Source organism: Bacillus sp. PS237 (genome assembly GCF_037963345.1).
GTDB classification, from domain to species: domain Bacteria; phylum Bacillota; class Bacilli; order Bacillales; family Bacillaceae; genus Bacillus; species Bacillus subtilis.
In genome coordinates this window covers 1,081,396-1,093,753 of sequence record NZ_CP150156.1, presented here as the reverse complement: position 1 = coordinate 1,093,753, position 12,358 = coordinate 1,081,396, and the positions used below count along the sequence as shown (strand labels likewise).

Annotated in this window: 12 protein-coding genes; 6 read left to right on the top strand and 6 right to left on the bottom strand. The window is 46.6% G+C overall.

Annotated elements, in window-relative coordinates; genetic code table 11:
• The first annotated feature begins 91 nt into the window (after positions 1-91).
• From NST22_RS05640 to phoE, 4 genes are all read left to right on the top strand, one after another.
• Positions 92-652 (top strand): biotin transporter BioY, encoded by a 561-nt coding sequence (locus NST22_RS05640; RefSeq protein WP_003233151.1) that lies wholly within the window; start codon positions 92-94, stop codon positions 650-652.
• A 6-nt stretch (positions 653-658) separates the two neighbouring features.
• Positions 659-2,098 (top strand): acyl-CoA synthetase, encoded by a 1,440-nt coding sequence (locus NST22_RS05635; RefSeq protein WP_003244910.1) that lies wholly within the window; start codon positions 659-661, stop codon positions 2,096-2,098.
• Positions 2,095-3,189 carry an acetyl-CoA C-acyltransferase gene (locus tag NST22_RS05630; RefSeq protein WP_003233154.1) on the top strand — a complete coding sequence of 365 codons (1,095 nt, stop codon included), beginning with the start codon at positions 2,095-2,097 and terminating at the stop codon, positions 3,187-3,189. The genes NST22_RS05635 and NST22_RS05630 overlap by 4 nt, the downstream gene beginning before the upstream one ends.
• Positions 3,190-3,259: 70 nt before the next feature.
• Positions 3,260-3,841 carry a phosphatase PhoE gene (phoE, locus tag NST22_RS05625; protein ID WP_003233157.1) on the top strand — a complete coding sequence of 194 codons (582 nt, stop codon included), beginning with the start codon at positions 3,260-3,262 and terminating at the stop codon, positions 3,839-3,841.
• A 31-nt stretch (positions 3,842-3,872) separates the two neighbouring features.
• Here phoE and NST22_RS05620 read toward each other — a convergent pair whose 3' ends face one another.
• From NST22_RS05620 to NST22_RS05610, 3 genes are all read right to left on the bottom strand, one after another.
• Complete coding sequence (locus NST22_RS05620) at positions 3,873-4,844, bottom strand: ABC transporter substrate-binding protein (RefSeq protein WP_003233159.1); 972 nt, start codon at positions 4,842-4,844, stop codon at positions 3,873-3,875.
• Between the two features lie 216 nt (positions 4,845-5,060).
• Positions 5,061-6,053 (bottom strand): acryloyl-CoA reductase, encoded by a 993-nt coding sequence (locus NST22_RS05615; RefSeq protein ID WP_003233163.1) that lies wholly within the window; start codon positions 6,051-6,053, stop codon positions 5,061-5,063.
• A 71-nt stretch (positions 6,054-6,124) separates the two neighbouring features.
• Positions 6,125-6,574 (bottom strand): GNAT family N-acetyltransferase, encoded by a 450-nt coding sequence (locus NST22_RS05610; protein WP_003233166.1) that lies wholly within the window; start codon positions 6,572-6,574, stop codon positions 6,125-6,127.
• Between the two features lie 434 nt (positions 6,575-7,008).
• Between NST22_RS05610 and aprE the strand changes: the two genes are divergently transcribed.
• Positions 7,009-8,154 (top strand): subtilisin AprE, encoded by a 1,146-nt coding sequence (gene aprE, locus NST22_RS05605; RefSeq protein WP_003233171.1) that lies wholly within the window; start codon positions 7,009-7,011, stop codon positions 8,152-8,154.
• 38 nt (positions 8,155-8,192) lie between these two features.
• On the opposite strand, the gene NST22_RS05600 is transcribed toward aprE, so the two are convergent.
• Positions 8,193-9,473: a M48 family metallopeptidase gene (locus tag NST22_RS05600; protein WP_003233175.1), complete on the bottom strand. Its 1,281-nt coding sequence runs from the start codon at positions 9,471-9,473 to the stop codon at positions 8,193-8,195.
• A 148-nt stretch (positions 9,474-9,621) separates the two neighbouring features.
• On the opposite strand from NST22_RS05600, the gene NST22_RS05595 reads away from it, so the two are divergent.
• Complete coding sequence (locus NST22_RS05595; RefSeq protein WP_003245187.1) at positions 9,622-10,017, top strand: hypothetical protein; 396 nt, start codon at positions 9,622-9,624, stop codon at positions 10,015-10,017.
• A gap of 38 nt (positions 10,018-10,055) precedes the next feature.
• On the opposite strand, the gene lcfB is transcribed toward NST22_RS05595, so the two are convergent.
• Both lcfB and NST22_RS05585 read right to left on the bottom strand, forming a co-directional pair.
• Positions 10,056-11,597: a long-chain-fatty-acid--CoA ligase LcfB gene (lcfB, locus tag NST22_RS05590; RefSeq protein ID WP_003244686.1), complete on the bottom strand. Its 1,542-nt coding sequence runs from the start codon at positions 11,595-11,597 to the stop codon at positions 10,056-10,058.
• A 116-nt stretch (positions 11,598-11,713) separates the two neighbouring features.
• Positions 11,714-12,358 (bottom strand): SDR family oxidoreductase, encoded by a 645-nt coding sequence (locus NST22_RS05585; RefSeq protein WP_003245344.1) that lies wholly within the window; start codon positions 12,356-12,358, stop codon positions 11,714-11,716.

Here is a 12,358-nt window from a genome sequence, read left to right as displayed (position 1 = left end):
ATTATGTAAACTTAAATTAAAAATCAGTTGACATAATAATTACCTGCATTTATTGTATAACCATATTTGATTACTTTTTGGAGGATTTCACATGCTGAAATTAATCGACATGATGCATATTGCGATTTTCACCGCGCTGATGGCAGTGCTCGGCTTTATGCCCCCTCTCTTCTTATCCTTTACACCCGTTCCGATTACATTGCAAACGCTTGGTGTCATGTTGGCAGGCAGCATTCTCAGGCCAAAGTCTGCTTTCTTAAGCCAGCTTGTCTTTTTGCTGCTCGTCGCCTTCGGAGCGCCGCTGTTGCCCGGCGGACGAGGCGGTTTTGGTGTGTTTTTCGGACCGAGCGCAGGCTTTTTGATTGCTTATCCCCTCGCTTCATGGCTGATCAGTTTAGCCGCTAACAGGCTGCGGAAGGTGACAGTATTGCGTCTCTTTTTCACTCATATCGTATTCGGCATCATCTTTATTTATCTGCTTGGTATACCGGTACAAGCTTTTATCATGCATATTGATTTGTCACAGGCCGCCTTCATGAGCCTTGCATATGTGCCTGGTGATTTGATAAAAGCGGCTGTATCTGCATTTCTAGCGATAAAAATCACTCAAGCCTTGTCTCTTTCTGATACGATGTTTACAAAAGGAGGATGACAATACATGACAATTACTCATACCTATTCATCTACTGCCGAAACATCGCCCGGCCGTGTAGCGATCCAGACTGAATCGGAGCAAATCACGTACCATGATTGGGATCGGCTTGTCTCTCAAACCGCAAATTGGCTGCGGTCACAGCCGAGCATGCCGAATCGTGTGGCGATCCTGCTCCCAAATAGTCTCGCGTTTTTACAGCTGTTTGCCGGAGCCGCAGCGGCTGGATGTACGGCCATTCCCATCGACACACGCTGGAGCCCGGCTGAATGTAAGGAGCGGCTGTCCATAAGCAATGCGGATCTTGTGGTTACTTTAGCCTTTTTCAAAAACAAACTGACAGATAGCCAGACACCTGTTGTATTGCTGGATAACTGTATGGCAGATATTTCTGAGGCAGCCGCTGATCCCTTGCCTACCATTGATCCGGAGCACCCTTTTTATATGGGATTTACGTCGGGCTCGACAGGAAAACCGAAGGCCTTTACGCGATCTCACCGCTCATGGATGGAGAGCTTTACCTGTACAGAAACAGATTTTTCGATTTCATCAGATGATAAGGTTCTGATTCCCGGAGCGTTAATGTCCTCTCACTTCCTATATGGGGCTGTCAGCACTTTGTTTCTCGGAGGAACCGTTTGTTTGCTGAAAAAGTTTTCTCCTGCCAAAGCGAAGGAATGGCTGTGCCGTGAATCCATCAGTGTTCTCTATACCGTACCGACGATGACAGACGCCCTCGCAAGGATTGAGGGTTTTCCCGACAGTCCCGTCAAAATCATTTCATCCGGCGCAGACTGGCCGGCAGAATCCAAGAAGAAGCTTGCCGCTGCATGGCCTCATCTCAAGCTGTACGATTTTTACGGCACATCAGAGCTTAGTTTTGTGACGTTTTCTTCACCGGAAGACAGCAAACGGAAGCCGCATTCAGCGGGCCGCCCTTTTCATAATGTCCGGATCGAAATCCGCAACGCTGGAGGAGAACGCTGCCAGCCAGGAGAAATCGGAAAAATATTTGTCAAAAGCCCGATGAGGTTTTCCGGCTATGTGAACGGCAGCACACCAGATGAATGGATGACAGTAGATGATATGGGCTACGTTGATGAAGAGGGCTTTCTATACATATCAGGAAGAGAAAACGGGATGATCGTGTACGGAGGATTAAATATTTTCCCAGAAGAAATTGAACGTGTGCTTCTCGCCTGCCCAGAGGTTGAAAGCGCGGCTGTCGTTGGCATTCCCGACGAGTATTGGGGAGAAATCGCTGTAGCTGTCATTCTTGGAAACGCTAATGCCAGAACACTGAAAGCCTGGTGTAAACAGAAATTAGCCTCCTATAAAATTCCGAAAAAATGGGTGTTTGCAGACAGCTTGCCGGAAACGAGCAGCGGAAAAATTGCCCGTTCCAGAGTGAAAAAATGGCTGGAAGAGAGTGTACAGTATAAATGAATGCGGTTATTGTTGATGCAAAACGAACGATCTTTGGAAATCAAAACGGACTGCTGAAGCCCTTCCTGCCGGAGGATTTGGCGGCTCCCATCATCCGCTGTCTCAGCCGAAAGCTAGAGGATCAAGTTGACGAGGTCATTCTCGGAAACGCTACTGGCAGAGGCGGCAACCTGGCCAGACTGTCAGCCCTTCAAGCCGGACTGCCTTTATCGGTTCCCGGAATGACAATTGACAGACAGTGCGGCTCCGGCCTTGAAGCTGTGCGCTATGCCTGCAGCCTTATTCAAGCGGGAGCCGGCACGATGTATATCGCGGGCGGCTCAGAAAGCAGCAGCCAATCCCCTTTTTCAGAACGGGCTCGCTTTTCTCCAGATGCGATCGGCGATCCAGACATGGGCATTGCGGCAGAATATACGGCTGCACGCTATTCCATCAGCAGAAGCATGCAGGATGAGTACGCGCTTCTCAGCCATCAACGCAGCAGGAACGCGCATGATGAAGGATTTTACCGTGAAGAAGTTGTTGCTCTCGGGGAATTGGAGACGGACGAAGCATTTTTGAAAACGCGGCCAATAGAAGCGATTATTCCCCGTGCAAAGCCGGTTTTCGACACCAGCTCCGGAACAGTCACAGCAGCCAACAGCAGTGGCATAGCAGACGGAGCAGCCGCTCTTTTGGTAATGGAAGAAGAAAAAGCAGCAGCCCTGGGACTTAAGCCTGTGCTTCGGTTTATCGGCAGCGCTGTCAGCGGCATTCACCCCAACTTTCCGCCCGCGGCACCGGTTGTCGCGATTCGTCAGCTCTTACATACACACGATGTAACACCTGATGATATCGATTTATTTGAAATCAATGAAGCCTTTGCCGTCAAAATTTGTGTCTGCTCGCAAGAACTCGGCATTCCCTTTTCAAAAATCAATGTGCGCGGCGGCGCCTTAGCTCTTGGCCATCCGTACGGTGCATCAGGTGCAGCTCTGGTAACCAGATTGTTTTATGAAGCGAAAAGACGGCCAGACTGTCAATATGCTGTTGCAGCCATCGGAAGCGGCGGCGGAATCGGACTGGCTTTATTATTTGAAGTTCTTGCATAGGCTTTTTCATAGGACACACGCTTTCGATTTAGTATAATAGCGATATGAATAAAGTCAGGAAGGGGATTTTATGACAGCCGTTTGTTTAGTAAGACATGGAGAAACCGATTGGAACCTGCAGCAAAAATGCCAAGGCAAAACCGATATCCCGCTAAACGCAACAGGTGAACGCCAAGCAAGAGAAACCGGAGAATATGTAAAGGACTTTTCTTGGGATATTATTGTGACGAGCCCGCTGAAAAGAGCGAAAAGAACCGCGGAAATTATTAATGAATATCTGCATCTTCCGATAGTCGAGATGGATGATTTTAAGGAACGCGATTACGGCGACGCGGAGGGCATGCCGCTGGAGGAACGGACAAAGCGCTATCCAGATAACATCTATCCGAATATGGAAACCTTAGAAGAACTCACTGACAGGCTGATGGGCGGTTTGGCAAAAGTGAATCAGGCGTATCCAAACAAGAAGGTGCTGATCGTGGCGCACGGTGCGGCAATTCACGCCCTGCTGACAGAAATATCCGGCGGTGACCCGGAGCTTCAAAGCACCCGTCTCGTCAACGCCTGCCTCAGCAACATTGAATTTGCAGAAGAAAAATGGCGGATAAAAGACTATAATATCAACAGCCACTTATCCGGCTTTATCAAATAAGAAAAAGACAGGCGTTTGCCTGTCTTTTCTTTTATTTCTTAGCAGCCGGCATCTCTTTTTGAAGCTCGTCCAAAATGGCATTCGCCCCGTCTACACTGCGGCGCAGAGACCACACCGCACGATCCACGTGGTATACATGCCCGTTTTTCACTGCCTTCAGTTTTTTCCAAAGGACATTCTTTTCGATCGGGCGTTTACCGTCGGCGTCGAGGTCATCTGTTTTTCCTGTCATCAGGATGATCACATCCGGATCTGTTTTCAGCAGCTGCTCCAGTGTCATTTTCATATTCACAGAGTCGCCGCCATTGCTTGAATCGCTATTGCCTGACGTACTGATTGCATATCGGTAGCCGACCTGTGTTAAAAGTCTCGATGTAAAGAAGTTTTCATCCCTGGCCATAATGGTATCATTTGTATTTCCGATCAAAAGCACGGACTGGCTGTTCGCGCTGATTTTCTGCTTTGTCTCGCTAAGCTTTTCTTCATGCGCCGTCAGCTTTTTCTCCATTTCCTTCTCCTTGCCGACTGCTTTTGCAATCGTAAGCGAAGCGTCAATTGTATCCTGATAATCAGCATTTAAATTATTAAGTGCAATCGTCGGCGCTATTTTTTTCAGCTGATCGTACACCTTCTTATGCCGGGTCGTGTCAGCAATAATTAAATCGGGTTTTAATGAAGCGATTTTTTCCATGCTTGGCTGTGAGCGAGTGCCGACAGATGTGTAGCCGTCAATTTTCTTCAGCACATCCTTGTTGATCAGCTGCTTCGCTTTGTTGTCATCGGCAACCCCGACAGGCGTAATGCCGAGATCAAGCAGTGTATCAATAAAACCTAGCTCAAGAACAACAACCCGCTTCGGATGCTCAGGCACATTTGTCTTCCCTAAATCATGTGTTACCGCCACTTTATGTTCTTTACTGTTTTGATTGCCGCTTGAAGACGAGCAAGCAGCCGTTAAGACAGAAAGAAGTAAAACTGTAAGAATAATCAGTGTTTTTTTCATATGTTCCAGTCTCTCCTGTTGGTAGTTTCTATGGTTAAGATGTCCAAGAGTAGTATAACACGGAATGAGAATCATTATCACCAATTATTTTTAAAATGAGAAGAGAAAGTTCGGCTTACAGGAAAATCTTGTTTCGCGACACAGCAGTTCAGCAGCTGATCATCCTGTCCACAAAAAAGCTTGCAGAAAAATAACATTCTCTGCAAGCTGATCCTGTTAAAGCTTCACAATCACTCTTCCTTGAATGCGATTTTGCAAAATATCTTTTAACGCACCCGGCGTTTCTTCCAATGATACTTCCCTGTCCACGATGGTCAGCAGCTGATCAGGCTTGAGATCAGAAGACATGCGCTCCCAAACAGCGGCTCTGACGTCCATCGGACAATATACTGAATCGATTCCGAGCAGGCTTACTCCGCGAAGAATAAAAGGATACACGGTTGCCGGAACTTCTCCTCCGCCGGTTAAGCCGCTCACTGCGACAGATCCGCCGTATTGAATTTTGCTTAAAAGCGAGGCAAGCTGTTTTCCGCCGACTGGATCAACCGCTCCCTGCCATTGCTGCTTGGACAGCGCCTTAAGCGTTCCGTCATAGACATCTTCCCTGCTGATTACTTCGCTTGCACCAAGCTGTTTCAAATAATCAGCCGCCTCCCGGTTTCCGGTACTTGCCACCACATCATAACCCCGCTTGTTCAGCATCGATACCGCAATTCCGCCGACACCGCCGGTTGCTCCTGTGACTAGCACGCTGCCTTTTTCCGGAGACAGACCGTTCTGTTCAAGCCGATGCACTGATAACGCCGCAGTAAATCCCGCCGTTCCGTACACCATCGCTTCTTTTAACGAAAGATTCTGTGGCAAAGGCACCAGCCAGTCACCAGGCACCGAAGCGTATTCACTTAATCCGCCATCACGTGAGACACCGAGCTCATAGCTTGTCGCGATCACCTCATCCCCCTCCGCAAAACGCGGATCATTGGAAGAGACGACCGTACCCGCAGCATCAATGCCTAAAATAAGCGGATACTCTCTGACGATATTGCCTCCTGCTTTTCCGGCCAGACCATCTTTGTAATTAATGCCGGAATAAGCAACTTTAATCAGGACACCATCCTTCGGCAAATCCTCTGTTGATATGGTTTTCACATGGACTGAAACATCATCGGCATTTTTTTCTGCCTGCAAGGCTTGAAATAACGTTGACATTCGGCACACTCCTTTTCATTTATATCGTAACCGAAGAACGTTCAAAAAACCAAATCATCAAGCCGCCATTTTCACTTCGCCGGCACATTGAGACAATAATGGACAAATCCGGTATCCTCTTCATAGCCGTTTTGCTCATACAAGCTTCTTGCCTTCCGGTTGTGGTGCTCAGTCTGAAGTGTTAAACATTTTGCCCCGTTTTGCCCTGCATAATCCTTTGCGGCAGAAAGCAGCCGGCCGCCGGCTCCCTTTGTACGCGCATGAGGAACGACAAATAAGTCATTTAATATGTATATCCTTTTCATTGACACAGAAGAAAACGTTGGATAGAGCTGGGTAAAGCCTATGAATTCTCCATTTTCTTCTGCTATCAAAATAACAGACTCGTGATTTTCCAAACGAGCTTTCAAAAAAGCCTCTGCCCCTTGCAAATCGGATGCCTGTCTATAAAATTCCCGATATTGGTTAAACAGCGGCGCAATGGCGGCCGCATCTGATGTCTTTGCTTGGCGAATGTTCATCTTATTTCTTCCTCCCTCTCAATAATTTTTTCATTCTATCCCTTTTCTGTAAAGTTTATTTTTCAGAATACTTTTATCATCATGCTTTGAAAAAATATCACGATAATATCCATTGTTCTCACGGAAGCACACGCAGGTCATTTGAACGAATTTTTTCGACAGGAATTTGCCGGGACTCAGGAGCATTTAACCTAAAAAAGCATGACATTTCAGCATAATGAACATTTACTCATGTCTATTTTCGTTCTTTTCTGTATGAAAATAGTTATTTCGAGTCTCTACGGAAATAGCGAGAGATGATATACCTAAATAGAGATAAAATCATCTCAAAAAAATGGGTCTACTAAAATATTATTCCATCTATTACAATAAATTCACAGAATAGTCTTTTAAGTAAGTCTACTCTGAATTTTTTTAAAAGGAGAGGGTAAAGAGTGAGAAGCAAAAAATTGTGGATCAGCTTGTTGTTTGCGTTAACGTTAATCTTTACGATGGCGTTCAGCAACATGTCTGCGCAGGCTGCCGGAAAAAGCAGTACAGAAAAGAAATACATTGTCGGATTTAAACAGACAATGAGTGCCATGAGTTCCGCCAAGAAAAAGGATGTTATTTCTGAAAAAGGCGGAAAGGTTCAAAAGCAATTTAAGTATGTTAACGCGGCCGCAGCAACATTGGATGAAAAAGCTGTAAAAGAATTGAAAAAAGATCCGAGCGTTGCATATGTGGAAGAAGATCATATTGCACATGAATATGCGCAATCTGTTCCTTATGGCATTTCTCAAATTAAAGCGCCGGCTCTTCACTCTCAAGGCTACACAGGCTCTAACGTAAAAGTAGCTGTTATCGACAGCGGAATTGACTCTTCTCATCCTGACTTAAACGTCAGAGGCGGAGCAAGCTTCGTACCTTCTGAAACAAACCCATACCAGGACGGCAGTTCTCACGGTACGCATGTAGCCGGTACGATTGCCGCTCTTAATAACTCAATCGGTGTTCTGGGCGTAGCGCCAAGCGCATCATTATATGCAGTAAAAGTGCTTGATTCAACAGGAAGCGGCCAATATAGCTGGATTATTAACGGCATTGAGTGGGCCATTTCCAACAATATGGATGTTATCAACATGAGCCTTGGCGGACCTACTGGTTCTACAGCGCTGAAAACAGTCGTTGACAAAGCCGTTTCCAGCGGTATCGTCGTTGCTGCCGCAGCCGGAAACGAAGGTTCATCCGGAAGCACAAGCACAGTCGGCTACCCTGCAAAATATCCTTCTACTATTGCAGTAGGTGCGGTAAACAGCAGCAACCAAAGAGCTTCATTCTCCAGCGCAGGTTCTGAGCTTGATGTGATGGCTCCTGGCGTGTCCATCCAAAGCACACTTCCTGGAGGCACTTACGGCGCTTATAACGGAACGTCCATGGCGACTCCTCACGTTGCCGGAGCAGCAGCGTTAATTCTTTCTAAGCACCCGACTTGGACAAACGCGCAAGTCCGTGATCGTTTAGAAAGCACTGCAACATATCTTGGAAACTCTTTCTACTATGGAAAAGGGTTAATCAACGTACAAGCAGCTGCACAATAATAGTAAAAAGAAGCAGGTTCCTCCATACCTGCTTCTTTTTATTTGTCAGCATCCTGATGTTCCGGCGCATTCTCTTCTTTCTCCGCATGTTGAATCCGTTCCATGATCGACGGATGGCTGCCTCTGAAAATCTTCACAAGCACCGGAGGATCAACCTGGCTCAGCCCCGTCACGGCCAAATCCTGAAACGTTTTAACAGCGGCTTCTCTGTTCTCTGTCAACTCGATCCCATACTGGTCAGCCTTATTCTCCTGATAACGCGAGACAGCATTAGAAAAAGGCGTAACCGCAAAGCTCAAAACAGAAAACAAAAGCAATAACAGCGGAAGTGCCGCAAGATCATGCCGCCCTTCTAAATGAAACATGCTGCGGGTTAGGCGAACCGTCCGCTTGTAAAGCTTATCAATGACATAAAATCCGGCGAGCGACACGAGCAAATAGCCAGCCAGACCGATGTAAACGTGCTTCATGACATAATGGCCCATTTCGTGGCCCATAATAAACAGAATTTCTGAATCGTCAAGTTTGTTCAGCGTCGTATCCCACAATACAATCCGTTTATTGGCCCCAATTCCTGTAACATAGGCATTCAGCGCATTTGTTTTTTCTGACATGTTCACTTCATATACATGGTCAGCCGGAATATTGGCTTCATCTGCCAGCTCTAAAATTTTGCTTTCAAGCTCTTTGTTTTTCAGCGGATAAAAATCATTGTATAAAGGATCGATAATGACCGGCTGAATAAAAAACAGAAACAGCGAAAACGGCACTGTTAACAGCCAGGCGTATAACCACCATTTTTTTTCATGCCTTTTGATCAGCCAATAAAAAACGAGAACGCAAAGCGTAAAGATTGGAAAGCTGATCCAAAAGCTGATAACCTGATCCTTAGCCCAGCTGGCCGTTGTCTGTGTGGAAATGTTATAGTCAAGCGATACTTGATAGCCTATCCAATCTAAAGGCAGCGTCACCAATGTTGTAATCAGCGAAAGCACAAACACAAAACCAACGGTCTGCAAAAACCGAAAAGGCACGGCCGCTTCGATCCATTTCTTGATTTTCTTTGAAACACCGCTGACAAGCAGAACAAAAAACAGAAACCAATCAAGTGGTACCCCGATAAAAAATAAAAAATTCTTGACATTCGAATACTGCTCGGCCACTGCCAACTCAGACGGCTTCATGAAAGAAGCCGGATCAGCCTGCGTCCCTTTCACGGCTTCCGGTATTGCGGAATCACCCGACAGGAAAAAATACCAATAAAAAAACAGCCCGTACAGCACGTAAGCAAGTCCTGCTGCCGCAATCCACTTGCGCATAACGCCTCACTCCTCACATCAACCCGTTACTTCTATTGTAATCATAAATTCAAATTCTTAGAACCAAGCTGTGTTCCGCACTTTTCCACCCTTTTAAGCATGGAAACCCCGATCGCTGGGAAAACTAACAATGTTTGGAGTGATGCAAATGAAAAAAATAGTGGCAGCCATCGTGGTAATCGGTCTTGTGTTTATCGCATTTTTTTATCTTTACAGCCGATCAGGCGATGTGTATCAATCGGTAGACGCGGATTTGATCACACTGTCTTCAAGCGGCCAGGAAGATATCGAGATTGAAAAAAGACAGCACGTCAAAGATATGCTGGATATTATGAATCAGGGAAAACAGGTGAAGACAGAAAAAACATCAGCCCCTGATTACGAAGGGACAATCAAGTTTCATAAAGACCGGTATGACTCATTCAGACTATGGATTGACGGCAGCCAGCAAGCCGTTTTTTTGAAGGATGGCACATACTACAAATTAAGCAAAAATGATACAAAGGCGCTGCTAAATATTATTAAAAAAGAAGCAAAGGATTGAAAATGAAAAAGCGAAGCTAACCGCTTCGCTTTTTCATTTTATTGGGGCAAAATATCTCTCAGTGCCCGTCTGAGCATTTTCCCCGTCGCATTTTTCGGAATATCGTCAAGAAACGTAATGGCGGCAGGCCGCTTGTATTTTGCCAGATGCTTTTCGCAGTGCTGCATGATGTCCTCCTCTGTTACCCCAGAGCGTTTCGGCACCACATATCCCTTTACCGCTTCCCCGCTTTGGGGGTCCGGCACGCCGATGACAACCGCCTCCTTGACGTCCGGATGGCTGTACAGCACCTCCTCCACCTCCCGCGGATACACATTGTATCCTCCTACAATGATCATGTCTTTTTTCCGGTCAACAATGTAAAAATAGCCGTCCTCATCCCGTCTTGCCAAGTCCCCCGTATAAAGCCACCCGTCTTTTAATGCATGCTCTGTTTCCATCGGCATTTTATAATAGCCCTTCATCACATTGGGGCCTTTCACGATCAATTCGCCGACCTGGTGAGCGGGCAGCTCGCGTCCGAGCGGATCTACGACCTTGTTTTCGACATGTAAGATACTTGTCCCGATGGAGCCCGGCTTTCTGCCCCTGTCAAACGGGTTAAAGCACGTGACGGGTGATGCTTCCGAGAGCCCGTAGCCTTCCAAAATGGTAACACCGAATTTTTCTTCAAACGCCGTCAGCAACGCGACTGGCATGGACGCGCCTCCCGAAATGCACAGCCGGATCGAAGAAAAATCATCTTTCTTTCCGTTTTCATGCTGAAACAAGTAGTTATACATTGTAGGCACACCGGCAAAAATGGTCGCCTGCTGCTGCTTAACAAGCTTAAAAACAGATGCCGGACTGAATTGAGGCTCAATCAATACAGTTGCGCCGCTCATCAGCGGTGCATTCATACAGACGGTTAAACAAAACACGTGAAACATGGGAAGAGCGCAGACCACATTGTCCCTCTCATCCATTCCCAAATAGCCTGCGACATCGTTGGCATTGCTGTACAAATTCTGATGTGTCAGCATCGCGCCTTTCGGTTTTCCAGTCGTTCCTGACGTATATAAAATAACCGCGGTATCATCAGGTACAGGTTCTTGGTTTTGTTTAGCGGCAGATGTCGGCCGCAATATTTTTGCAAACGTTGTCATTTTCATCCTGACCTCTGGGTCCGCAGCTTCCGGCTCGGCCTCCCCCGTCTGGCATAAAATGACGAGCTCAACCTTTGGCAGCGATTCATGCATGCTCTCATAAAGCGGCAAAAGCTGGCTAACGCCCACGATTGCCTTTACATCGCCATTTGTCAGCATATAACCAATTTCTGTCGGCGTGTACAACGGATTGATGGGAACAACTACGATCCCAGCTTTTAAAGCGCCAAAAAACGCGATGATAAAATCAGGCGAATTGCCAAGCAGCAAAGCTAAATGGTCCCCTTTCTCCATACCGGCTTCCTGAAGGCCGTCCGCAAATCGCTGAATATATTCATTCAGCTCTTGATACGTCATCATGTGATCTTTAAACCTGCATGCGATGCTGTCGGGCTTCTCAGATGCTGTTTCTTCCAATTTTGAAACAAGATTCATTCTCCCACCCCTTAAGTGAATGAATAGTCATTCATTATTGAAGCCAAGCTTTCTTCTCCATTATAGAGAAACAGAAAAAAACACTCAAGAGCAAAAAGCCCTGAGTGTCAGTACTGTCATAGTTTCTTCAATGCTTCGGCAATCGGCGTATCTCCTTCTGTCAGATCAAAGGCCCGATTTTCCGTATTCTTCTCATCTAAAGAGGCAATGACCGTTTTTGCAACGTCATCACGGGAAATAAATCCCCGCTCCAGATCCTTCGCTGCTGAAACAGTTCCCGTTCCAGGCTCATTGCGAAGGCCTCCCGGACGGATAATCGTATAGGTTAAACCGCTCGCTTCCAGAATTTTATCAGCATAATGCTTGGCCACATAATAAGGCTTGAGTGCCTCATTCCAATTTTCACGGTTATGGGCTTGCAGGGCGCTGACCATAATAAACCGTTTGATTCCGGCAATGGCCGCAGCTTCAATGGCTTTTGCCGCTCCATCAAGATCCACCAGCAGCGTTTTATCATAGCCTGTGCTGCCGCCGGAACCGGCTGTGAAAATGATCGCGTCACAACCTTTTGCCGCAGCGGCGATTTCTTCCGGGCTGCCCTCCAGATTCGCAAGCACAGCTTCTGCACCGGCAGCTTCAAGAGACGCTTTCTGTTCTTCTTTTCTGACCATCGCTCTGATGGAATGATCAGGATTATCTTGGAATAAAGAGACGAGTCTTTGCCCGATTTGTCCGTTCGCTCCGATTAAAAACACTTTCAT